Annotated in this window: 36 protein-coding genes; 8 read left to right on the forward strand and 28 right to left on the reverse strand. The window is 69.9% G+C overall.

From position 1 onward, the window contains the following. Positions 1-5: 5 nt before the first annotated feature. The 21 genes from BZL64_RS01740 to BZL64_RS01840 all read right to left on the reverse strand — a co-directional run bounded on the left by BZL64_RS01740 (position 6) and on the right by BZL64_RS01840 (position 14,765). Positions 6-326, reverse strand: coding sequence for a hypothetical protein (locus BZL64_RS01740; protein WP_086765339.1), 321 nt, complete (start codon positions 324-326; stop codon positions 6-8). After that, a complete protein-coding gene (locus tag BZL64_RS01745; RefSeq protein WP_086765341.1) occupies positions 326-997 on the reverse strand; it encodes a hypothetical protein in 672 nt (223 codons plus the stop codon). Before BZL64_RS01745 ends, BZL64_RS01740 begins: the two co-directional genes overlap by 1 nt. A gap of 68 nt (positions 998-1,065) precedes the next feature. Next, positions 1,066-1,575 carry a hypothetical protein gene (locus tag BZL64_RS01750; protein WP_143662945.1) on the reverse strand — a complete coding sequence of 170 codons (510 nt, stop codon included), beginning with the start codon at positions 1,573-1,575 and terminating at the stop codon, positions 1,066-1,068. Positions 1,576-1,590: 15 nt separating this feature from the next. Then, on the reverse strand, positions 1,591-2,157 hold the full coding sequence (locus BZL64_RS01755) for a hypothetical protein (protein WP_086765345.1): 567 nt from the start codon (positions 2,155-2,157) through the stop codon (positions 1,591-1,593). Next, positions 2,154-2,645, reverse strand: a complete 492-nt coding sequence (locus BZL64_RS01760; protein ID WP_143662948.1) for a hypothetical protein — start codon at positions 2,643-2,645, stop codon at positions 2,154-2,156. The genes BZL64_RS01755 and BZL64_RS01760 overlap by 4 nt, the downstream gene beginning before the upstream one ends. A 5-nt stretch (positions 2,646-2,650) precedes the next feature. Beyond that, positions 2,651-3,715: a major capsid protein gene (locus tag BZL64_RS01765; protein WP_086765348.1), complete on the reverse strand. Its 1,065-nt coding sequence runs from the start codon at positions 3,713-3,715 to the stop codon at positions 2,651-2,653. 16 nt (positions 3,716-3,731) lie between these two features. Continuing rightward, positions 3,732-4,526: a hypothetical protein gene (locus BZL64_RS01770; protein ID WP_086765350.1), complete on the reverse strand. Its 795-nt coding sequence runs from the start codon at positions 4,524-4,526 to the stop codon at positions 3,732-3,734. A gap of 386 nt (positions 4,527-4,912) precedes the next feature. After that, positions 4,913-6,016 carry a phage minor capsid protein gene (locus BZL64_RS01775; protein WP_086765352.1) on the reverse strand — a complete coding sequence of 368 codons (1,104 nt, stop codon included), beginning with the start codon at positions 6,014-6,016 and terminating at the stop codon, positions 4,913-4,915. Positions 6,017-6,034: 18 nt separating this feature from the next. Further along, a complete protein-coding gene (locus BZL64_RS01780; protein ID WP_086765354.1) occupies positions 6,035-7,570 on the reverse strand; it encodes a hypothetical protein in 1,536 nt (511 codons plus the stop codon). Next, the gene (locus BZL64_RS01785) at positions 7,554-7,754 is read right to left on the reverse strand and encodes a hypothetical protein (protein ID WP_086765356.1); all 201 of its coding nucleotides are present in this window, start codon (positions 7,752-7,754) and stop codon (positions 7,554-7,556) included. The genes BZL64_RS01780 and BZL64_RS01785 overlap by 17 nt, the downstream gene beginning before the upstream one ends. Continuing rightward, on the reverse strand, positions 7,754-9,049 hold the full coding sequence (locus BZL64_RS01790) for a PBSX family phage terminase large subunit (protein ID WP_086765359.1): 1,296 nt from the start codon (positions 9,047-9,049) through the stop codon (positions 7,754-7,756). The genes BZL64_RS01785 and BZL64_RS01790 overlap by 1 nt, the downstream gene beginning before the upstream one ends. 9 nt (positions 9,050-9,058) lie before the next feature. Beyond that, on the reverse strand, positions 9,059-9,544 hold the full coding sequence (locus BZL64_RS01795; RefSeq protein WP_086765361.1) for a helix-turn-helix domain-containing protein: 486 nt from the start codon (positions 9,542-9,544) through the stop codon (positions 9,059-9,061). Between the two features lie 73 nt (positions 9,545-9,617). Beyond that, positions 9,618-10,043 (reverse strand): hypothetical protein, encoded by a 426-nt coding sequence (locus BZL64_RS01800; RefSeq protein ID WP_086765363.1) that lies wholly within the window; start codon positions 10,041-10,043, stop codon positions 9,618-9,620. Between the two features lie 670 nt (positions 10,044-10,713). Beyond that, the gene (locus BZL64_RS01805) at positions 10,714-11,025 is read right to left on the reverse strand and encodes a hypothetical protein (protein WP_086765365.1); all 312 of its coding nucleotides are present in this window, start codon (positions 11,023-11,025) and stop codon (positions 10,714-10,716) included. 93 nt (positions 11,026-11,118) lie between these two features. Then, positions 11,119-11,862, reverse strand: a complete 744-nt coding sequence (locus BZL64_RS01810) for a hypothetical protein (protein ID WP_086765367.1) — start codon at positions 11,860-11,862, stop codon at positions 11,119-11,121. Continuing rightward, positions 11,862-12,443, reverse strand: coding sequence for a hypothetical protein (locus BZL64_RS01815; protein ID WP_086765369.1), 582 nt, complete (start codon positions 12,441-12,443; stop codon positions 11,862-11,864). The genes BZL64_RS01810 and BZL64_RS01815 overlap by 1 nt, the downstream gene beginning before the upstream one ends. After that, positions 12,440-12,712, reverse strand: a complete 273-nt coding sequence (locus BZL64_RS01820) for a hypothetical protein (RefSeq protein WP_086765371.1) — start codon at positions 12,710-12,712, stop codon at positions 12,440-12,442. The genes BZL64_RS01815 and BZL64_RS01820 overlap by 4 nt, the downstream gene beginning before the upstream one ends. A gap of 288 nt (positions 12,713-13,000) precedes the next feature. After that, positions 13,001-13,297, reverse strand: a complete 297-nt coding sequence (locus tag BZL64_RS01825) for a hypothetical protein (protein WP_086765373.1) — start codon at positions 13,295-13,297, stop codon at positions 13,001-13,003. Between the two features lie 21 nt (positions 13,298-13,318). Next, positions 13,319-14,164, reverse strand: coding sequence for a protein transporter Sec31 (locus BZL64_RS01830; RefSeq protein ID WP_086765376.1), 846 nt, complete (start codon positions 14,162-14,164; stop codon positions 13,319-13,321). An 84-nt stretch (positions 14,165-14,248) separates the two neighbouring features. Continuing rightward, positions 14,249-14,434 (reverse strand): hypothetical protein, encoded by a 186-nt coding sequence (locus tag BZL64_RS01835; protein WP_086765378.1) that lies wholly within the window; start codon positions 14,432-14,434, stop codon positions 14,249-14,251. A 94-nt stretch (positions 14,435-14,528) separates the two neighbouring features. Next, positions 14,529-14,765, reverse strand: a complete 237-nt coding sequence (locus BZL64_RS01840) for a hypothetical protein (RefSeq protein WP_086765379.1) — start codon at positions 14,763-14,765, stop codon at positions 14,529-14,531. A 167-nt stretch (positions 14,766-14,932) separates the two neighbouring features. Here BZL64_RS01840 and BZL64_RS01845 point away from each other — a divergent pair, with 167 nt between their 5' ends. The 5 genes from BZL64_RS01845 to BZL64_RS01865 all read left to right on the forward strand — a co-directional run bounded on the left by BZL64_RS01845 (position 14,933) and on the right by BZL64_RS01865 (position 17,148). Beyond that, a complete protein-coding gene (locus BZL64_RS01845) occupies positions 14,933-15,229 on the forward strand; it encodes a hypothetical protein (RefSeq protein ID WP_086765381.1) in 297 nt (98 codons plus the stop codon). Next, positions 15,222-15,674, forward strand: coding sequence for a DUF6221 family protein (locus BZL64_RS01850; protein WP_086765383.1), 453 nt, complete (start codon positions 15,222-15,224; stop codon positions 15,672-15,674). The genes BZL64_RS01845 and BZL64_RS01850 overlap by 8 nt, the downstream gene beginning before the upstream one ends. 94 nt (positions 15,675-15,768) lie before the next feature. Next, on the forward strand, positions 15,769-16,149 hold the full coding sequence (locus tag BZL64_RS01855) for a PadR family transcriptional regulator (protein WP_167396075.1): 381 nt from the start codon (positions 15,769-15,771) through the stop codon (positions 16,147-16,149). Next, a complete protein-coding gene (locus BZL64_RS01860; protein WP_086765385.1) occupies positions 16,149-16,808 on the forward strand; it encodes a hypothetical protein in 660 nt (219 codons plus the stop codon). The genes BZL64_RS01855 and BZL64_RS01860 overlap by 1 nt, the downstream gene beginning before the upstream one ends. A gap of 76 nt (positions 16,809-16,884) precedes the next feature. Further along, a complete protein-coding gene (locus BZL64_RS01865) occupies positions 16,885-17,148 on the forward strand; it encodes a hypothetical protein (protein ID WP_086765387.1) in 264 nt (87 codons plus the stop codon). Between the two features lies 1 nt (position 17,149). On the opposite strand, the gene BZL64_RS41875 is transcribed toward BZL64_RS01865, so the two are convergent. Then, positions 17,150-17,275, reverse strand: coding sequence for a hypothetical protein (locus BZL64_RS41875; RefSeq protein ID WP_279634584.1), 126 nt, complete (start codon positions 17,273-17,275; stop codon positions 17,150-17,152). Between the two features lie 74 nt (positions 17,276-17,349). On the opposite strand from BZL64_RS41875, the gene BZL64_RS01870 reads away from it, so the two are divergent. From BZL64_RS01870 to BZL64_RS01880, 3 genes are read left to right on the forward strand one after another with little or no spacing between them, the layout of a single operon-like run. Then, a complete protein-coding gene (locus BZL64_RS01870; protein WP_208639341.1) occupies positions 17,350-17,682 on the forward strand; it encodes a DUF6233 domain-containing protein in 333 nt (110 codons plus the stop codon). Between the two features lie 46 nt (positions 17,683-17,728). Continuing rightward, complete coding sequence (locus tag BZL64_RS01875) at positions 17,729-17,941, forward strand: hypothetical protein (protein ID WP_086765389.1); 213 nt, start codon at positions 17,729-17,731, stop codon at positions 17,939-17,941. Positions 17,942-17,983: 42 nt separating this feature from the next. After that, positions 17,984-18,607 (forward strand): hypothetical protein, encoded by a 624-nt coding sequence (locus tag BZL64_RS01880; RefSeq protein ID WP_086765411.1) that lies wholly within the window; start codon positions 17,984-17,986, stop codon positions 18,605-18,607. Between the two features lie 69 nt (positions 18,608-18,676). Here BZL64_RS01880 and BZL64_RS01885 read toward each other — a convergent pair whose 3' ends face one another. The 6 genes from BZL64_RS01885 to BZL64_RS01910 all read right to left on the reverse strand — a co-directional run. Then, positions 18,677-18,952, reverse strand: coding sequence for a DUF4873 domain-containing protein (locus BZL64_RS01885; RefSeq protein ID WP_086765391.1), 276 nt, complete (start codon positions 18,950-18,952; stop codon positions 18,677-18,679). 164 nt (positions 18,953-19,116) lie between these two features. Next, positions 19,117-19,938: a hypothetical protein gene (locus BZL64_RS01890; protein ID WP_086765393.1), complete on the reverse strand. Its 822-nt coding sequence runs from the start codon at positions 19,936-19,938 to the stop codon at positions 19,117-19,119. 95 nt (positions 19,939-20,033) lie between these two features. Beyond that, positions 20,034-20,429, reverse strand: coding sequence for an HIT family protein (locus BZL64_RS01895; RefSeq protein ID WP_086765395.1), 396 nt, complete (start codon positions 20,427-20,429; stop codon positions 20,034-20,036). A 2-nt stretch (positions 20,430-20,431) separates the two neighbouring features. Next, on the reverse strand, positions 20,432-20,647 hold the full coding sequence (locus BZL64_RS01900) for a hypothetical protein (protein ID WP_086765397.1): 216 nt from the start codon (positions 20,645-20,647) through the stop codon (positions 20,432-20,434). Between the two features lie 2 nt (positions 20,648-20,649). Beyond that, the gene (locus BZL64_RS01905) at positions 20,650-20,991 is read right to left on the reverse strand and encodes a hypothetical protein (RefSeq protein ID WP_208639342.1); all 342 of its coding nucleotides are present in this window, start codon (positions 20,989-20,991) and stop codon (positions 20,650-20,652) included. Positions 20,992-20,993: 2 nt separating this feature from the next. Further along, positions 20,994-21,419, reverse strand: a 426-nt coding sequence (locus BZL64_RS01910; RefSeq protein ID WP_208639343.1) for a hypothetical protein, incomplete at its 5' end; no start/stop codon positions are given.

The raw sequence follows: 21,419 nt of genomic DNA on the forward strand, positions 1-21,419 counted from the left end.
CCTCCCTATTCGAGTTGGATCTCGGTGTGGTTGGGGGTGCCGAGCCCGCGGCCGTCGCGGCGCTTCGTGAGAATCACCTTCGTGACCCGCCCGGACGGCAGCGTCACCCGCGACAGGGGCGGCGCCGACTGCTCCTCCGGCCCGGCATAGGCGGTCGACGTGCTCGTGGTCTGCTCGCTCGCCGGGGACCGGACCCCGCGGGTCTGCTCGTCGACAAGGCAGCGCACCTCACGTGGAGGCCCGTAGCGGGGGCCCTTGCTGGTGTCGCCGAGGTAGTCCTCGATCCTGATCGTGTGAACGAGGAAGCGGCGCGGGAGGCTGGCCATCAGCAGCCCGACCAGGCGACCATGCGGAACTTCGAGGCGGGCAACGCCTGCAAGGCCCGGCTGAGCTTCGGCGCGTAGTACGACGGACCGGACCGGTTATCGCCCGCACCGAACTGCAAGCTGACCGAGCCGATCGTGACGCCCTGGAGCGGGCCGGAGATGTCGGTCTCCTCACCGACCTCCCCCCAGAACTGCACCTGCGCGCACACGGCTTCGGCGAACGCTGCCGCCACCTCGCTGTCGGTCGGCATGCCGGTGACGCTGTCGACGTCGTACACGGCCGGGGTGAGGAAGTCCCGGTCGAGCATCCGTGAGGCCTCCAGCAGCAGCCGCGCCGAGTCCAGCGGAGGCGCTTCCCCCAGGTACTCGGCGAGCTGGGTCGTCGTGGCGTACGTGCGCCCGCCCGCGGGAACCGTGCCGGGAACCGGAGCGACGGACACCAGCTGGTGCGTGATGCCCGCTCCGGCACCGGTCACCGTCCACGACAGCCGCCACACCCCAGCCGAGGTGTACGTGACGGTCGCCGTCCACGTTGCCCCGTCGTCGGCCGTACCGGTTGGAGCCGAGGTGGCGACGCCGGACGGGGAGGTGATGGCGAGGGTTGCCAGGGTGGTCTCGTTGTGCGGGTCGACGGTCAGGGTGACGGTGACGCTGTCTCCCACATCGGGCATGGCGCCTCCTCACATGGGCGCGCGCGGGAGGCCCGCCGCCGGGGCCTCCTCACGCGCGGTCGGGTCGGCTACGCGGACGCGCCGATGATGTGGATGTCGTACGTCACCGACGTGCCAGCACCCGAGTTGGCGACCTTCAGCAGGTCGCCGGTCGAGGCCGTGACCGCGTACCCGGTCGCGTCCGCCACCCCTGTACCGGCCGCGAAGAACGCGCCCGGACGCAGGGTCACGGTGCCCGTTGCGGACAGCAGCGTCGCCCACGGGTTCGTTGCCGCACCCACGACCACGTTGTTCGCGTTCCCGGCCGCCGCGGCGATCACGATGCCCTTGATACGGGCGAAGGTGATCGCCGTGCCGAACGCGTCGAGGAGCACCCCCGCCAGGTCGAGATCCTCAGTCGCCGACGCGGCCAGAGTGCGCCGGTCGGAGAAGATGCGGTCCGCCTTGCCGGCGGCCGTTCCGGTGCTCAGGGACATGGCCCTCGACAGCGACTGCTTGGCGCTGCCGGTGCCGAGGTCGAGGGCCTGCGTCAGCTCGCCGAACGCACTGACGGCGAGCATCGCTCCAGAGAGTGGCATATCAGGTCCTCCCGATCAGGTCGCGATGACGAGCGGCACGTGCCGCTTGAAGGCGGGCGTGGCGATCGTCGCCGGGGCGGTGCCGGTCAGCGTGCTGCCCGACGTCTGCGACAGGTTGCCCTCGCCGGTGAGGACCGGCTTCGCGCCGAGCGAGCCCACCAGCGTGGGCACCGTGGACGCGGTCACCGACAGCGCCGCGTAGTAGATGCCGCTCTTGGTGATCCGCTGCGCGGTCGCCAGAGCGAGCGTCTTCGCGGTGTCCGCCGCCCACGCCGCGGTCAGCTGGTCTGCGGACTGTGCGAGCAGCACGCCGGCGCCGTTGTAGAGCGCCGCGAAGTAGTTCGTCGGCGAGGCCGCGGCCGTCCCGGCGGAGATGAACGTCAGGTTGCTGATGAGGTCGCCGTCCTGGAGGTACAGGGCGACGGAGCACATGACGCCGGTTGCCGCCGCGGGGACGTCGTCCAGGGCCACGCGGGGCAGGTTGGCCCGGTGGAAGGTGACGTCCGGGTCCGGGCGGCCGGCCGAGTTGAGCCAGCCGAGGTCGTTGCGGGGGTTCCCCTTGAACGTGCCGAGGAGCGTCACTGCTCGGCTCCCTTCGTGTCGTCTCCGCCGGCCTGCGGCGCAGGGGTGGTCTTCCGCTCGTAGGCGGCGATCTTCTGGCGGTCCTTGCCCGCGGCCTCGGCGGCCTTGATGCGCGCGACTTCCTCGTCGTCGACCTGGTCGAGGTAGGCGAGGACGTCGTCCTGGCTGCGCTTCGACGGGTCGTAGTCGACCGGGGTCACGGGCACCGTCTGGACGCCCATGCCGAAGCCGACCGACGGTGCGGAGCCGTGGCCGAGGTTGGTCAGCGCGTCGACCGTGCCGCCGTCGGTGGAAGTGGCCTCGGTGTTCTCTTCCGTGGCCTCGTCGGCGGGAAAGATGCCGTACGCCTGCCGGCGGAAATACTCGATCGCGGCGCGGCCCTCCTTCGTGGAGTCGTCCACGAAGCCGGTGCCCTTGTTGAAGGACACGCCGACGGACTCGCCCGTGTAGCTGCGCACGGGGGCTTCGATCCGGAACTTGTTCGTCATGCTGATCACCGCACCTTCACGTTGCGCAGGACGCCGCAGGACTTCGTGTTGCGGAGGACGGCCGCGACCGGGCCCATCTCGATCTCGCCACTCTTGACGGCGCCGGGCTGGGTGAAGTCGGGCAGGTAGGTCTCGACGAGCGGAGCGCCCGCCATCGACGCCCCGTGGAAGGCGTCCAGGCCCAGGCTCACGGCGTAGATGTCGGTGAGGCCGGTGATGGTGCCACCCGCGCCGCCGCCGTCGGTGTCCGCCGACCGGATCGGGATGATCGGGGCGGATCCGTCGGAACGGTCGCCGAGGTCGACGAGGACCCAGTCGCCGTACCGCTCGACCAGCATGCCGAGGCTGTTGCGGTCGGAGGTGAACTGAGTCGCGCGTCGGGCGAGCGACTTGATGCGGGCGATCGACGTGGTGTTGCCGAGGATTGCCTTCACGCCGGCCGGGATGGAGCCGTCGGCGCCAGTGTCACCGGATCCGGTCTGCGATCCCATGATCCTGCTGAGGAAGTCGTCGAACGAGTCGAAAGCCGCCATGGCCAGGTCCTCGGACGTGACCCCTGCGGGCGACCAGTTGAGGTATCCGGTCGCGGTGCCCTCGGCGAGCGGCAGGTACTCGGTGGACTGGCCCGTGAGCGCCTTGTCGAGGCCGTCGAAGCCGGCGTCGTCGACGGCGGTGTCGCCGAGGATCAGTTCCTGCTGGAAGCGGGTCCGCATCGAGGTCAGCTTCTGCGCGAGCTGGAAGCTGATCTCGTTCGAGGCGGCCGGGCCGAGCCGGGCCAGCTTCCGGTCGACGGTGAACGCGCCGCCCAGCGGGTGCAGTTCCACGCTTTTGCGCTCGCGGGTCGCCTGGTTGGGGACGTACTCCTCGTTGAACCGGCGGAACGACACCGAGGACGGCGCCAGCAGCCGGGTGTAGCCGTAGGTGAGGGAGCTGTCGCCCGTACCCGGGGTCGCCGTGTCGTCCCACACGAAGTTGTTGAAGAGCCACGAGTTGCGGCGGAGGTTGTCGATGACGGCGAAGTCGATGTCCGCCTGGGTGTTGAGCTGCGCCTGAGCGAGCGTCACGGGCATGGGTTACTCCTGAGTGTCAGGTTCCGTAGTGGTTCGAGATCGCCCCGGAGAGCGATCCGCCGCGCTTGGCTGAGCCTTCGCGGGTGCCGCCGGACAGGTCCGCGCCGGACTTCCCGGCGGGAGGGGTCACGGCGAAGGCCTTGTTGCCGTCGACCGCGTCCTTGATGGCCTTGTCGAGCGCGGTCTGGAAGCCCTTGTCGGAGGGGTCGAGTTCAGCGATCGAGCTGACGAAGGAGCGCGAGTCGAGGAGCGCGCCGGCCTTGGCCTTGAGCTTGTCGGCTCGGGACCACACGGCGAGTTCGACGTCCTTCGCGCGCAGGGCCGCGTCCTTCTGGGTGAGTGCGGTGTCCTTCTGCGCGATGGCGTCGGCGAGTGCCTTCGGGTCCGGCGGGGCGTCGTCCTTGACGAAGCCGAGCGCCTTGCCGAGCTGCTTCGTGATGGCTGCGACGGCGTCGTCCGCGGCCTGCTTCTTCGCGTCCGTGCGGGCCTTGCCGGCGTCCCTGCGGGCGTCGGCGAGTTCCTTCTCCAGCCGCTTGACCGTGGCCGAGAGATCGTCGCCCTTGCCGTCCTTGCCCTGGCCGTCGGCGCCGCCGGATCCCTGGCCTCCGTCACCGGAGCCCGCGCCGCTTCCGTCACCGGAGCCGCCGCCTGATCCGTCGCCGCCGTCACCGTTCGCGTCGCCGCTTCCGGATCCGGAGCCGTCGCCGTCCCCTCCGTCCGCGTACAGGAACGGGGAGAAAGGGCCGTGGCCGTAGGGGTGAGCCCAACCAGCGCCCGCAGTCGTGAGCCGGGGCAGGGTCTTCTTCCGCATTCGCCCTCCAGGGCATGAATCCGCCCGCGCCTGGCGGGCATCAGGGGTGGAACCGCGCCTGTCGGTCCCGGGGATGTGCAGATGGCCCGCGCCTGGCGGGCCTTCAGGAGTGACCCGCGCCTGGCGGATCGGTGTTCTCGGCCCGCACCAGGCGGACCGAAGTCTCAACGGGCGCCCTCGGCTGGAGCGGCGTACGTTCGATGCATGGACTCAAATGACGTGGGCCGCCCAGGACCAAGCTGCCCCGCGTGTAAGGAGCCTCTGGCCTACACGGGCGACGTGGACTCGACGGCCGTAGGGCACGCAGGCCACGAGCGGCAGCGCGGCGCGCACAAGTGCATGAACGAGGACTGCGAGAACTTCGAGTCGGTCGTTCGGCGGCCCATCTAGCGCGCGCTGACTACCTGCTCGCGGTGGCTCTTGCGAGGCAGCCCGGTCTCGGCGACCAGCTCCCGGATGCGGCCCTGGTACTCACGCACCCGCGCGTTCGCCCGCGCCCGCTTGTCGTCATCGATCGCACCGGCAGCCTGCCGCTTCCACGCCCGGATCTGCCGCTCGAAGTAGCGCTGCTGCTGGGACTGCTCGTAGGTCGCCCTCGACGGCGGCTTCGGACGAGGCTGCGTCACCCTGGGCAGATAGATCGACACGGTGTGGCGACAGTTTGGGTGCATCAGACCGGCCGCGCGCGCCTCGGGAAAGCTGCCGGCCACGCGAACCCGCACCATCTGGTCGTCCTCGGTGGCGTGCTCGACCTCCACGGTGTCCGGACCGGAGGAGCCGTCACGCCGCAAGACCTTGCCCTCCCACGGCTTGCACCGCTCGCACTCCTCCGGAGCATCCGAGACGAGCACCAGATCGATGCCGTAGGCGGCAAGCCGGTCGGTGTGCGCCTGCACGGCCGCCCGGCCGAGCGCGGACCGTGTGGCCATCTCCGCGTAGCTCGTCAGGTTCCAGGCCCGGCCGGACCGGTCGACGAACCCGGTGACGCCCCGAGCCGAGAACTTGGCGAGCGCCCGCCCGGCAGCCTCACGCCGAGTCGATGCCCCGAGCAGCGGAGCGGACGTTGCCTCGGCGATGACCTGCCGGTACACGTCCAGTCCGGTGCGCAGGATCCGCGCGTGCGTCGCCTGGGTCTCCTGGACGAGGGCGGCCGCGAGCCGGTCCACAGCCTGCGTGCCCGAGGGGATCGCGGCGACGGCTGGGGCGATAGCGCCGAGTTCGAGGACGGCGGCCGTCGTGCCCCGGTTGTATGCCTCGGCGACGGCCGTGTGGATCGCGCCGGTGGCCTCGGCCTGGAGGGCGGCGATGATGTCCTCGATGGCCGTCCGCAGGTGCCCGATCGACTGGATTTTGAGTTCGGCCCAGAGCGGGCTGTTGAGGCCCGCGGCGAGGGCGCGCGTGACCTTTTCGATCAGCGCCAGCTCGGCCTGCTCGTACAGGGCGGACACGGCCGAGGCGAGATCCTCCGCCATGGCGGGGCTGACCGGCATGCCGCCTCCCTCCGCGCTCTACTGACCGAAGGCAGGCTGGTCCGCGCCGAGCGTAAACGGATCCTCGACGAGCCGGCCGGACTCCTTGAGGATCCGGTCGACCTCGGCCCTCTGGTCCTGCTCGTCCCAGTCCGGGTGGAGGAGGGCGACCTTCGTCTCGGTGGACGCGGCCTCGGCCTGCCCCATGAGCGCGGCTGTCTCCGCGAGGGTCTTGATGTCGTCCTGCACGCTGTCCTGGAACTTGACGTCCGGGCGCTCGACCTCGACCCCGCTCACGCCCGGGAACATTCCGGATGCTTCGAGGATGAGCAGGGTCTCCGTGACGTCGGCGATCCGCGGCGCGGCCAGCTCCCCCTTCTCCGCGCGGGTGGTCATGCTGCGCGCCGTCCTGGCCTTGATCTCCGTGGCCGTCGCGGCAGGCCCGTCGGAGTCGTCGCCGAACGTCCCGCCGCTGTAGCCGGCGTTACGGATGACCTTGCCCACCAGCTCCTCGATCGTGGCCCGGTGCTCCTCGTGCCGGATCAGGAACTGGGACAGGGTGATGGACTGGTCTTCGGTCGGCGGGATGTTCAAGCCGACCATGACCTCGCGGTCGTCCCACGACGCGCCCTGTCCAGGGCCGTTGTTCAGAAGGTAGCCCTGGGGGACGAGGATGCGGGACTTCGCGAGGCGGATATCGCGCATCCAGCTGGTGTACGTCTCGTCGACGGCGGACAGGAACGTCTCCGCACCCTGATAGTCCGAGGTGCCGAGGCCTGCCGCGCCGGGGATGTCGTCCCAGTCGGGGGCCACCATCGTGTTCGGGATGTACGTACAGGCCAGCCGCCTGCCGATCGGCAGGGCGCGCGCAGGCAGGAGGTTCTTCGTCTCCTCGAAGGCGCCCATGTCGACAGGCTTGCCGAGGTTCTGCTCGGTGCCCTCGTACACGCCGTGCAGGATGGCGCCCGGCTCGTGACGCTCCAGGTGGCGGATGACCTTCTGCCCGTCGACCGCGAGCACCGTCCAGAACGTGACTCCGCGCAGCTTCTCGCCGTACGCGAACTCGGGGTGGGCGCCGTCCGCCTGGACCATGTTGAGCCACGGCCGTTCGCTGATCGCGTCGTCCCACACGATCCGCAGGTACGAGCCGCCGAGCGCCGAGCCGACCGCACCGGAGCCGATCAGGGTGCGCTTCATGCCGACGTCCATGAGCTGTTCGAGGCGCTCCTGGGTGGCCGTGTTCTCGACCTTCAGGGCAGGCGGCTCGGAGTACAGGAGGCCGGACGAGGTACGGGCGATGTCCCGGGCGAGGGGCATGTGGAGGTTGGCGCGCTTCTCGCCGAGGGGAGTGGGCTCGCCCCAGAACCAGCGGGCGACGCGGCCGACCATGCCGCCGCGGTACTGGCTGGGCCGGTTCTGCATCTGGCCGAAGCGCCCGTTGTCGCGGTGACGGTTGAGGTATCGGTACGACAGGCGGTCAGGGTTCGCGGCGTACCAGGCGCGCCAGTCGGCCATGTCGGCCTGGATCGCCGGGTGGATCGGCGGCCACGGGGTGCCCTTACTCGGAAGCGGCATCGCTCTCCTCCCTCGCTGCTGCTTCCATCGCGTCCGCCGTCTCCCGCAAGGCTGCGGCGATGTCCATCGTGGTGAGCGTGATGGTCCCGCTGGCGTCCGCCGTGAGTTCGATCGTGCCGATCTCCCACGGGATGCCTCCGTTGCCGATGGCCAGGTACACGGGAATCGATGCCGTCGCAGCCATCAGGCAGCCACCTCCAGGGATGTCGCGGGCAGCAGGTGCCGCCACTCGTTGACCGCGCTGTGCAGCCCGTACCGCAGACCGTCCACGCTGTGGTCGTTGACCTTCAGCGGCTGGTCGATGCCCTTCAACGAGGCCTTCTCGTCCCAGACGTACGCGGGCAGTTCCTCCAGCAGGCCCGCGCAGGAGCGGTGGACCGACAGCAGGTTCGCCCCGAACGCCGTGGACACCGACCGGATGCCGTCCTTCACGTCGTTGTCCGCCTTCGCCACCCCGGGCACCCCGTCAGACCACAGCTGAGTCATGAAGGAAGCCGCGCTCGGGTCGACGAACAGCCACGACGGGGCCACACCCTTCGTCCCGCGGTGCTCGTACGACGCCAGCCACTGACGGACACCCACCGAGTACTGCGCGTCCGTCAGCTGCCGGCGTGCGATCCGCGAGTCGTGCCGGTACTCGGAGGCGACGTACAGGCGTTGGTCGTTGCCGATGCCGATCAGGAGCGCCGCGAACGGGTTGACCGTGCCGTAGTCCAGGCCAACACACATCCAGCGGGAGATCTCCGGAACAATGTCGATGACGTGCCGCGCCTCGTCGAACGCGTCGTAGATGACGCCCTCCGCGAGGCACCACTCGCCGAGGATGTACCGCCGGAAGAACAGCCCCTGATGGGAGCGCTTCAAGCTGGCCACATAGTCCACGGGCAGCGATGGATTGTCGTCCAGGACGAACGAAAAGCGGTGCACGTCGAGCGCGTCCGGGTCGTGCGTCTCCAGGATGGTGCCGTCCCGCCGCATGTGCAGGCGGGCCCGGTCGAGGTAGTTCTTCTTCAGCCAGTGGTTCGGCCCCTCCGGGTTGGTCGTCGCGAACCACTTCGCGCCCTCGATGGAGAGGCGAGTCTCCATCATCTGGAAGAACGTCTGCGGGTAGGTGGTGACCTCATCCATGTAGGCGCCCGCGAGGGTCAGGCCCTTGATCTTGTCGACGGCCTTCTCATCGTTCGCGCCAGCCACATAGATCGTGCGGCCGAAAATCACGACTTCGCCCGCGCCCGCCCGGTACACGCACCGCTGCTTGCCGACCATCTGCTCGATGACGTCGATGATGTTCCGCTTCAGCGTGCGCTCGGTCTTCCCGACCATGAGGAGTGCGCCCGCCGGCCCGGTGCGGATGTACTTCAGCCACACCATGATCGACCCGATGGTCTTGCCCGACCGGACCGCGCCTTCCCACAGGTTGCCGCGCGCGGCCGCGAGCTGCGTCGCACGGAGGGACTTGCCGGTCAGGGGACGGAACATCGTTGCCCCCTACTCGCCGCCGATCATTCCCCTCAGCCACTGGTCGACCGCGGCCAGGCCCTCGGTGTCTTCACGCTCCGGCGGGGCCAACTTCAGCGACTTCTCGATGGCGATGCCGGCCGCGGCCATGATGTCTTTCTTCGCGTCGGACGGCGGCTCGTCGACATCGTGCTCGGCGTACGTGTTGGCGGAGCCGCCGATACGGAAGACCTTCGCTGGCTGCCACAGCTGCTCGGTGAGCCGCTCGGCGTCTTCCAGTAGGGCTTCGGCGAGCATGACGCGGCGCTCTTCGAGGTCCGCTTTGCGGGCGCGGGTGGCCTCTTCGGACATCGTCCGGTCGAAGGCGAGGCCCATCCTGGCCGCTTGGACGCTGACGGCTCGGTAGGAACGGCCGATCGCGCGGGCGATGGCGTTGCGGCCCATGCCGTCGGCGTGGAGTTCGCGGATGCGCTGGCGTTCTTCGTCGGTGACCGGGTGGGTGCTCTGGTTGGCCACGGTGCACCTCCTGTAGGCGTGGAAAGGCCCGGCCGCTCGGTGGCGTGCGGCCGGGCCGGACTGTGGGGTGGGATCAGGTCTTGCAGAAGCCGAGCCCGTTGAGGGCCGCGTTGATCTGCTTGCCCTGCGCCTCCGTCGTCGTGACGTCCTTGTACGTGAAGCGCTGCGACGCGAAGTAGTCGAGCTTCTGTGCGCCGCCGTTGATCGCCATGCACTGGTTGCGTGCGGCGTCGATGGCCTTGTCCTCGTACTTGGTGATGTCCGGGTTGGCGGCGGTCAGCGCGCGGAGCAGCTCGGCGCGCTTGGCGCCGGTGGGCTCGGGCGGGAGGCCGGCGGCGGCTGCGGCGTCGTCCTTGTCGAGTGTGGGCGTGGCCGTCGTGACGGGTGCCTTCGTGCTGGCGGTGGCCTTCGGCTTCGCGTCGGTATCGCTGCTCGAGCACGCGGTGAGTGCGAGTGCGGTGATCGCGATGGCTGCGGCGGCGGTGTGGCGGTGGCGCATGTTCCCCCCTGGAACTGGTGGTGAAGGGGGCATCATGCCTGATCCGCGGTGATCGTTTCCGGGCACGCCAAATCTGCGGCCAGTGTGGGGCATGATCGAGCAGAACGCAACTGGCCAAGCGTGTCCGCCTGCTGGCTGCTGCCCTAGCATCAACGCATGTCAACCCTGGTCATATCCATCGGCGCTCTGGTAGTTAGCGTCATCTCTTTGGCTTGGCAATGCATTTCGTGGCTACGCACGGGCCCTGTCATACGAGTAAAGACGCATTTCGCCATCCCTGTGATCGCAGGAGAGATGAGCACAGAGCAGTTCCTCGCTGTCTCGGCCACGAATCGGGGACGTTCCCCTGCCACGATCACGTCTTGGGGACTACTCCTTCCCGGAGGGCTGACGACTGCTGCGGAGAGCGCACCGCTGCCCGGGGTCGAGGCACTCCCGTTTCGTATCGATCCGTACGCTGAAACGAGCTGGTACATCGCTGACGGCGAGGTCGATCGCATCTGCCAGACCCGCAGGGTCAGGCGGGCGGACATCCGCCCCTTCGTCACGGTTTCTGGTCAGGGGCGCAAGACGGGGAAGCCGCTGGGATAGCCGAAGCCCCGCCGTCACGGGGGTGAACAGCGGGGCCAACTGCCGGGCGTTACCCGGCGCGCAGCCTTCAGCGTGACAGCTACGGCGTATCCCCGCCGATGCTGTCGTTGATCGTGCCGTCGTCGAAGTAGTCCAGCGTGTCCTGGTCCTTCTGCGGCAGGCTCTCGAACGCATTGGCCAGCGCGAGCGCCGAAAAGTCGTCTTTCTTCACGTCGTTGCAGGCGCTCGGCTTGCCCTTCCCGCCGACCTCCGACTGCGCGGCGAGGGCCTTCTGGCAGCCCTTGACGATCTCGTCGTACGAGGGCTGGCTGAGCCAGATCGTCAGGCCGGTGGCGGCGCCTGCCACGGCGACGGCGGCGGAGCTGATGAGGGCGATGGTGCGGCGATTCATGGTCCCCCCAAGGACTGGTGTGCAGGGCGGCATCATGCGCGCCCGTGCGGGAGCGGTGAAGGCGGTATGTCGAAGTTGTGACCTGCGGTGGCTCTACTTGGTGAGCCAGTGGACGTGCGTGCGATGCGGGTTGTCCTCGTCGGGGACGGACTCGAACGCGTTGTTGTTGTCGTTGTTGGCGGGCTGACCTGCGCCAACAACGCCCCCCGTGGGGTCGGGGGAGGGGAGAGAGGGGAGTGCGTCACCGCGCACCCCCGTGGACGGCCGGCCGCCCATCCTCACGTCCGTCACCGCCAGCCCTGCCACAGCCGCTGTCTCCCGGACCTGCTCGGTCGTGGTCTGGAGGTGGGAGGCGAGGGCCTTCAGATGGGCGTGCGGGGTACCGATCTCGCGGACCGCGGCGACCAGCTCGGCGGCGGTCGGCGGGCGGGGTCCGGACGGTTCGGCCGGCGGCTCCTCGACCGGGGCCGGTTCGGCGGCCGGGGCTGGCTGCTTCGGCTTCCAGCCCTCGCGGCCCGCCCGGTACGCGGTCACGGTCCACCCGATGGCGGCACCCCACAGCAGCCACCACGCCTGCCCGGACTCCACCCGCGCGTACACCGCGCCCGCGACAGCCACGGCAACCTTCCGAACGACCACGGCGGCCGCAAGGAGTACGGCCACGCGCAGCACCCAGGACAGACCAGACGCCTCCCCCAGCCAACCGGCCGCGCGGCGCCACAGGTTGCGGGCCAGGCGTAGCGTCCCGGCGGCGAGCTGGGCGGTACGGCGGGTGGATCCGGTGGCGATCCGCTGCCCGGCCTGCCGGATCCACTGCACTGTCGTGGGCGCGCTCATCACAGCGTCCCGGTGGCGATGCCGGTGATCGCCCACGCGCCGAGTCCGTTCGCGCCGTCGACGATCTGCTGGGCCACGATCGCGGCCACGCCGGTGGACACGGACAACAACACGCCGATGAGTACGCCCTTCTTCCACTTCCCCCTGATCGCCTTGGCGAAGGTCTTCCGCAGCAGCCACAGGACGATGACCGTAGCGGTGACGACGATCGCCCCGTACTGGTCGATGCGGGGAGTGGCGGCCGTACCCAAGGTGTTGCTGCGGGCCCCGGTGAGCCAGTGCATGGCCAGGTCACCGACGGTGTTGCCGCCGAAGCGGAGCAGGCCGGCGAGGCCGCCGAAGAGTCCGGCCGGGCAGGCGAGCATCAGGATTCCGCAGATCATCCCGAAGCCGAGCGGGATCAGGGCCTTCGGGTCCTTCGCTGCGCTTCCCCTGTCGTCGCCCTTGCCTCCCTTCCCGCCTCCTGCGCCGCCCTTGTGCCAGCGCCACAGCTCGGCGCCGAGGAGGGCCAACCCGAGGGCGAACCCAGCCGTCGAGATGGTGGTCGTCGTGTACTGGCTCGCGGCCAGGGTGGTGCTCATGACGGCTGCACTCCGGTGATCAGGTAGACGAGCGTGGTGATCGGGAGGGTGAGGACGGTGGCGAGGACAGCGGCCCACAGTGCGGTGCGGGTGAGGGCGGCGCGTAGCTTCGGCGCCCAGAGGTCGTGGTGCGCGGCCATGGCTTCGACCCGTCGGGCGTTGTCGAGGAGGACGAGGACGGCGAGGGGGATGGAGGCCATCACCCAGGCGCCGGCGAGGGACTGCTCGTCGCGGACGGACTGGAGGACCCACGCCCATGGGCCGGACATGCCGAGGCCGACGAGCCCGCATGCGGTGTTGTAGCCCCAGCGGATCCGGCCCCACCAGCGCGGTCCGGATTCCGGATCCGGGGGTCCACCTGCGGCGATGGTGACGTGGACGTCGACCGGGACTGGCGGAGGCGGTCCGGAGGGTCCGGGCGGTGACCTCCACCAGTCGGGACCGGGATCGGTGCGGGCGGGAGGCGCGGCGAGGGCGCGGGGGAGGCGGCGCCGCCGGGGCGGGCAGTGCCTCCCCGGCCGGGATGATCCGCGTCGGTGTGATCGGGCGGTCGCTGCTCACCACGCCGCCCATCCCGCGCACGAGAACGCGACACCCGCGGCTCCGGCGAGGGCTACGCCGGTCCAGATCCGTCCGTCGTCGAACGCGCCGAGGGCGGCCAGGGCGGCGGCCGCGCCGAGGGCGAACCCGAGGGGCGGGAACACGACGAAGCTGGACAGGAGCACGAAGGGGGTGGCGAGGGTGACGCCGGCCGCGGTGAGGGCGGCGCGGTGCCAGCCGTGGCGGCGGTGGACGACCCAGCCGGTGACGAGTCCGGGGATGAGGGCGGCGGCGCAGAGGGCGAGGAGCAGCATGACGGTGTCCGATCGGTGGGGTCAGGCGCCGCGGAGGTAGCGGGCGACGGTGGATTCCTTGGCGTTGGCGTCGGCAACCGTGTGGACGTAGCGCAGGACGGCATCCGGATCGGTGATCCCGGAATCCATGGCGGTCCGGACCGCGTCCTTCACGGTCATGGGGCCGGTGAGAGTGGGAAGCGGATTGCCGGATCCGGACTGCGGATCCGATCCGGATCGGTCCGAATCCGCGGATCCGTGGTCCGGATCGCTGGTCAGGCCGCGCCGCTCGGCGTCGACCGTGGCCTGTCCGCGCTGCAGTTCCCGGCGGATCGGGATCATGGCGAGCTGTCCGTCGACGGTGGCGCGCCGCTTGGCGACCCACTGCTGTGTGCGGGAGTCCAGCGGGCGGGCGTGCACGCGCATGGCGATCGTCCATCCGCCCTTGGCGAGCGCGGACACGGCCGCCCCGACCGCGCCGATGACGAGCTGGTCGAAGACGTAGCCGTGCGCGAAGACCGCGGCCATGGACACGGCGAGCGCCCCATGGCCGGCCTTGCGGGGCGTCTTGGCGCGCTCGGGGTCGTAGCGGAGCAGCCACTCGACGGCCATGCACATGATCCACGTCATGTCGAAGGCTGCGGCGGCCGCGTAGGCGACCACGGCGACGACGGACACGGCGAGGAGCCCGCCGATCGCGCTGGTGCTCCAGACGAGGGCGACGGCAACGAGGACGCAGGCGCCGATGGTGACGGCCACGCGGACGCGCTGGTCCCAGTCGGCCGGCGGGGCGGGGACGTTGATGACCTCGGTGTCGAGGACCATTTCGGTCTCGCCGTCGACGGTGTGGGGGACGAGGCGGGTGCGCTCGATGCGGCGGGTCTTCACGGTGCTCCTCCGGGAGCGTGAGCCGACCCCGATCGCGGCCGTGGGGGAACGGAATCGCGGGCGGGGCCGGCGGCTTGTGGTGGGTCAGCGGGACCAGCGGCCGCGGCGGGCCCGCTCGTCGGCGCGCTCCTGGTCCTCCCAGGCCTGGCCGGCGCGGTCGGCGCGGGTGGCGCCTCGGCGGTGGTTGCGGCTGCGCTGGGCGGACAGGTCAGCGGCGAGCTGCTGGTCCCTGCCGGGGCGGAGGCTGCGGCCGAAGCTTCGGATGCCCATCAGTTGCCTCCGCGCAGTTCGACGGCGAGCGCGAGCACGGTGGCGAGGACGGCGAGCGCGGCCATTGCCCGGTAGAAGCCGGGGCGAGGGCGGGTCACTGGATGGCCGCCAACTGGGGGGCGGTGCAGGTTCCGGCGTGGGTGTGGGCGGCCGTCGTGGCGTCGTCGCGGGTCCGGTGGACGTTGGTGTGATGGCAGCTGTGGCAGGCGGTGCCGTAGGGCCATGGGGTGTGCGGGGTCTCGGTGATGCTGACGTTGCCGGGGCGGGCGATCTCGCCGGGCCAGCGTGCGGGGGTGGGCTGGCCTTGGGGTCGGCCGATACGCTCGGGCATTGGACCTGCTCCTTCGTCGTGGTTGTGGGTGGGTCCGCCCCCGGCCCATATGGCGTTCCAGCGCCGGGCCGGGGGCTTTGTGCATCAGTAGCGCGGTGCCACTTCCAGCACTGTAGGGGAACCCCCTACACTTTGGCCAGTGGCCCGCCCAAGAGAAGGGGCCGGGTGTGACCGAGGAGGCGCAGCGGGTGTTCGATGCCATCGACGCTCTCAAGGAGATCGCCGACCCGACCGAGAGAGCCCGCGCCCTGAGCGAGGTACTGAAGGCTCTGCCGGGTCAGAACAAGGCGCTCAAGGAGGCGCGGCAGGAGGCGGTGAACGAGTTGCTGGCGCGGCCCGGGGCGTCGTTGCGCACTGTGGGTGCCGAGTTGGGCATCAGCTTCAGCACGGTGCAGGACATCGCGAAGGGCTACTCGGGGTCGGGGAAGAGCCGGCCGAAGCGAGAGGAGACGTCGGGTGGATGAGCTGGTGGTGTGGCTGGGCGTCCAGCTCGACGAGGACGAACGGATGGCGCGGGCCGCAACGCTTGGGCCGTGGGTGCAGAGCGGCATCGGCGAATACGGCTGGACCGTCGACTTCGGGCGTCCGGGCGCGGGAGTCGAAACCGCGGACAGCGAGCAGGGCCTCGCTGACGCTGACTTCATCGCCGCACATAATCCGGCGCGGGTGCTGCGCGAGATCGACAGCAAGCGGCAGATCCTTGGCCTGTTCGCCAGCGCCCTCGGTGAACGCCAGGCGCTACGGACCCGGATGCGAGAGGCGATCGGTGCGGATAGCGGCGAGTTCTCGCGGCTGCATCGACAGGAGAGTGAACTGATCGAGACCGCCGAACGCCTGCGTCCCGTGGCGCGCCTGCTGGCGCTGCCGTACGCGGACCGGCCCGGCTATCGCGACGATTGGCGGCCGTAGCCGTGTGCCGAGCCCCCGTCTCGGCTGAGGTGGGGGCTCGGGCTGGATGTGCGCGCTCTTGCCTGTCGTACTCGACACATGCTCCACTGTTGGCATGGCACCACACGCACAGGCCGGCTCCTTCGAGGAGCCGCGCCGCAGAGAGCAGGCCACCACGGCCACACCGCGCCTGACGAAGCCCACCATCGGCGTCCTGGAAGTGCTGCTCAACGCCACCACGGACAACCCGCCCTGGGGCTTCAGTATCTGCCGCGACGCCGACCTCGGCTCCGGCACCGTCTACCCGATCCTCGACCGCCTCACGGAACGCGGCTGGGTTCGCGGCTGGGACGAGACCGAGCCGCACCCCGGCCGCCCGGCCCGCCGTTTCTACGAACTGACCGGCACCGGCCGGCAGCAGGCGACCGCCGCGCTACAGGCACGCACCGAACGCCGCAGCCGCTTCGGGCTCCGCCCGCAGGGAGGGCTGGCCTGATGCGTATCAAGTTCGTGGTGAATGAGCGACAGGCGAAGATGGCCTTGACCGGCCTGTGCTTCGTAGCCATTGGCCTCAGTGGCTACGCTCTAAAGCTGGCCGCCTTCGAAGTGATCTTCGCGACGCTGACCGCCGTCGGCACCTCGATCATGATGTTGTACGACCTGCGACACTCCAAGGAAAACCAAGCCAAGGTCGTCTTCTCCGTTGATCTGCGCCTTCCGGGCCTTCAGATCCCCGAGCGAGCCACCGGCCTGGCGGCCCTCATGGCCGGCAAGCGGCGCAACGTCGGTTCGACCTGGCTTGACGACCTTCGCGGCGATCCGGAAAACGGCGACATCCTCACCGCCAAGCAGAAGCGGCACAAGGCTGCTGGCTTCTTGCTCGCGGCAGTCCGGTTCCGTGCTCACGACTGGCTCGGTTGGACCTGGGCGCCGGTCGATTGGGTTCTCAAGACACGCGGACGGCGCGAAGCCTTCGTCGGCCTCGTGTCTGGCAGCCACGTGATCTACATCGTGCACTCCGACGGCCTGCACACCCTGCTCACCTATGGCTGGGCATGGGTCGGCGCCGCTGGCGGGGCAGCGTGGTGGGCACTCCACTGGCTTGGTACACGGCGCGGCATCGCCCTAGCCAGCAAGGATGACCCGGTCGAGTAACTCGGACATCGTCTCTGAGTCCCCGTCTCGCGTCGAGGCGGGGGCTTCGTCGTGCCCGGACGTATGATCCGTGCCCGTGGCCCACACCCTCGAAGACCTCGTCCAGATGCAGCATGCCGCCGACCAGGCGCACGCCCACGTCCTCCAGCTCCGCGACCAGTACGGCCGGCCGACCGTCATCGAGTGGACCGACGAGCAGACCCTGACCTATGAGAAGGCGTGGCGGGACTGGCGGGAGCTGTCCCGGACGGTGCAGGCCGCGGTGACCGAGTACGCGAAGGCGGAGGGCAAGCCGCGGTTCGAGATCGAGGCGGCCGTGAAGAAGACCGGCCGCCACTAGCTCACTGGTCGGGGCTAGCTGCGGGGCGTGTCGACAGGCGGTATTCGTCCACGGGGAAGTCGGTCTCGTCGCCGATCACGTCCTCGAAGTCGTCGTCGAGCGGATTGGGCGGCTGCGTGTCGGTCATCGCGCCAGGATGGCAGATGATCACTGGTTGCCCTGGTCGAGCCGTCAACTCGACGTCCACCTAGAATCGAATATGTGCACGATTTGCCGCCTGATCTGCCACGCCTCCGCACCCTGGAGACCTGGCTGGCCCTGACCCTCGACCGGGTCCGCGGGCAGATCAAGGACGCCGAACGCCGCGAAGCAGAGCACCAGCGCGGCATCGAAGCCCGGCCACCCTCCCCGGACTGGCTTATCGAGCGCGGCCTGTCCGGGCAAGATGCGGTGTACGTCCACGCGGGCGACTGCTGGAACGCGGGGAAACGATCGAAGGGCGTCGACCGGTCGACTGCATTGCACGCGCTCACCGAGGGCGTGGCGGCGTGCCCGCACTGTCGGCCGGACACGGCGCTCGGCGTCCTCGATTGAACGGTCCCGTCGTGCGCCCGCAGGTAGGTGGCCGCACTCTGGTTCCATGGCCACACCGCGCGTGATCGTCTACCCGCCCGACGAGCAGGGTGGCCGGCGGGTGCGTATCGACGGGACGATCCTCGGCCTCGCGTACAGCGTCATGGACGTCGCGCGGTTCATGCAGGAGGCCGGGCTCCAGGAGTTCGACGAGATGGACGTGGTCCGGTCCACGCTGATCGAGTGGCGAGGCGGAGGCCCGCAGGTCTGGAAGCACTGAAGAACGGTGGTGCGCCCGGAGGAAGCGATACTCTCGCGCGCCATGAGCATTCCCTGGACGGACATCGGCACCGTCTCCACGGCCGGACTCAGCGCGATAGCCACTTGGGGCGCGTGGCGAGCAGCCACACGCTCGGCGAAGACGGCGGACACGGTGGCCCGCATCGAGCGTCAGCGATGGCACGCAGACCTGACGCCCGAGTTCGACATCAGCATCGAGCGTGGCGAAGGCGATCGAGCCACGCTCAGCGTGCGGCTCATCGGGCCCGTGCCGCTGAAGCAGCTGGACGAGATCGCAATCCGCATCGTCAGCAGTGACGACATGGACCGCACGGTCCGGCTTCCCGGCGATCGCACCCAGGAGGACGTCGACGCGCAGGTTTGGGGCCCGTGCCGTTTCTCGTACAGTGCGGACGGGGCTGATGTGAACGGGCAGACGGTCGAGCTGTTTCCGCTGCGGGTTGGGACGGGCCGCCCGTTCAGCATCGAGCGGACACGGCCGCCCCACTGGCAGCAGGGCGGCAACGTTGAACGGAACTGGCGCGACGACTGGATGAACAAGCCGATGCGCCTCATCCTTACGTGTCGGCGCGAAGATTTCGATCCGTGGGTTGTGCCTTGTGACGTTGAAGTGCCCACGGCCGTACGGGTGCGATGGCTGAACTGAGAGCGGTGCTCATCAAGGGGCGCAGTTGCGAGCCGAGGCGTAGGCGCGCCGATCGGCGGGGCACGGTGGTCAGCCCCCGAAGGGGGCAGGACCGCTGCCTTGGATGCGCAGCTCGGCCGTGTCCGCATTGAACGTTCCCGCGATGAAGTTCCCCGAGCGGTGGTCGTCGATCCGCAGCTTGGTGTCGTTGTCGTTGAAGATCGCCCATGCGGCTTCTTCGCTCTCAGCCGTGATGGTGCCGTGCCACTCCTGGAGGCCACCGTCCGTGGTGATGGCCAGGTCGGCGGTGACCGGGTACTCCGCGTCGCGGACGATGGCTGTAGCGGGACCGTCGTATGTCGTCATGACGGCATGATGGCCGATGCAGGTGAGGCCGTGTGCGGGTTCCGGACGGCGTGCTGTTCACCGGTTGATGGCTACCCAGGCGACGACCGCGAGCGCGGCCACCAGGACCGCCCGGCCCGTCAGCCGATGGAGTAGCCGCCGCCGAAGCCGGGCCCGCTCGCCCCTCATGCGGCGATCACGCCCTCGGCCCAGATCCGCCCGCAGCCGGTGCAGTGCGCGAGCGGCGACCGGCCCTCCCCACCGTGGACGTCGATCGCCCCACCGCAGTCGTGCAGCTGCTCCAGCGTCCGCCGCTGCGCCGCAATGTCCAGCGCCCGCTCGACGCGCTCGGCGGCGCCGGCCGCGACGTTCCCGATCCGCGTCTCCTCCTCGTCGGTGATGCGGCGGCACGGTCCGGGCGCGCGCTCGATCCGGGCCAGGAGCCAGAGCGCGGCGTAGGTCGCGGTCCGCGTGCCGGTGTACCGCCACCGTCGAGGGTCGTGCTGGTCGGCGTGCGCCAGCTCGGTACGGCGCTGCCGGTCTGTGGCGGCGATGCGGGCCTCGCGGAGGGTGCGGTAGTCGGCCTTGCGGGCGGCCGGCACGGAGATCGGCGCGCGCTGTGCGGTGCGGGCGATGTCGTCGGCGCAGGCGGTGAGGGCGGCTTCGACGGCGCGCATGGTGTCGAGGATGTGGAGACGGACGGGAACGGGCCGCTGGCCGATCTGGGCGGGGTCACGCTCGTCGCCGATCGGGTGGGTGTGCCCTGGGTCGACGTCGCCGCAGTGCTGGCAGAGGTAGCCGGTGACGCGGCCGGTGGCGTCGCGAATGGTGGTGAGCGTCTGCGTGTGGTCGACGACGACCAGGGTGGTGTCGGCTTCTTCGAGCGCGACGAGGTGGCTGCGGAGGCCGACGCCGAAGCCATGGTGGATGGCGGGTTGGCCGAGGGCGTCGTGGAGGTTCCTCCAGTGGAGGGCGATGGTGCGGAGGTTCGTGGCGGCGGTGGTCATCGTCGGCTCCTGTGGTGCGTGGGGCGGTACGGTGGGGCCACCGGATGGGGCGTGCCTGGCCTGGGGAGGTCGGTGGGCGCGCCCCTTCGTCATGCTCAGAGGCAGGCAGAACAGAGTCCGCTGCCGTTGCACGCCGAACAGGTCGGATGTCCGGAGTGCCAGGGCAGGGGGAGGCCGTCGTGCTCGGCGCGGGGCACGAGATGCAGGTGCAGGTGGAACACAGACTGCGTGGCCTCGCTGCCCCGGGACGTGATCAGGTTCATCGGTCGGTCCGACTTCTGCGCGAGCAGAGCAGCGCGCCACATCGTGTCGGCGGCCACGTCTGGGTCGTGGGCGAAGTCGGGGACGTGCTTCTTGGGGATGACGAGGGTGTGGCCCCCGACTACCGGGGTGAGCGGCACGATGGCGAGCGCGTCGGGCCACTCTCGGACGATGGTGGCGGGTGCGCGCCCGGCGACGATCTCGCAGAAGGGGCAGGGCTCTTCGGGCACGGTCAGTCTCCTCGTGCGATGGTCAGGGCGATCTGCCGCCACACCTCCGGCGTCGTCGACCTGGCCACAACGCGGGCGAGAAGGACGGCGAGGGTAGCGGGGTCGTGGTCGGCGGAGCGGGCGATGGCCCAGGCTGCGTCGTCGTCGCGGTCGAGGATGGCGGTGACCATGGCGAGGGCGGCGTTGCGGGAGTTGCCGGCGGGTGTCTCGACGGACATGGTCAGCGGTTCCTCGCGATCTCGCAGCGTCCGGTCTCGGTGTGCATCTCCGAGCACTCCGGGCCGCAGCGCCCCTCCTCGACGGGCTCGTAGGTGGCGGCGAAGATGTCGTCTCGGCAGGGGTAGAACTCTCCGGCGACCCCCTTGATGATCCAATCGCCGGGACGGAAGGCCATCTCGCCTTCGAGCGTGAGGATTACGCCGCCGGTGTTCGTGGTGCTGTTCCAGCGCTGGTTGCCGGAGTGCGAGCCGCCCAGGAAGGCGAGGACCTCTGTGCAACTGTCGCCGGTGCCGGTGAACTGCACGGCTTCGATCTCGACGGGCTTCTTGCGGAACTTGGGCATGGTCACTGCTCCTTGGTTTGGTCGGCGGGCGGGAGGATCGCGGCGTGCAGTTCGGCGAGCCGCTTGTCCCACCAGCGGGCCATCGGCGTGCCGAGCGGCGGCGGTCCGGCCTTCACCCACTGCTCGTAGAGGGCGATGACGCGGCTGACGTCCTGCTCCGCGGATCGGTGAAGTGCGGCGAACACGCGGGTGGTCGTCTCCTCCGCGGTCAGCGCCGGGCCAGGCTCCTCGCCCTGGTACAGCGGGTGATCGGCCGGAATGATCCCCATCTCGGAACCCCACGCCGGGTTGAGGAACGCGGACACCTTGTCGTTGAGCTGGGCGAACCGCTTGTACAGCTCGCGGAAGTTCTCCTCGGGCGTCATCTCGCGGGTCTTCTGGCTGTTCGTGGTCACTTCTTCCTCCGTGCTGCGCGCGCGGCCGCGCGC

The sequence above is a fragment of the Streptomyces bobili genome (assembly GCF_002154575.1).
GTDB classification, from domain to species: Bacteria; Actinomycetota; Actinomycetes; order Streptomycetales; family Streptomycetaceae; genus Streptomyces; species Streptomyces bobili.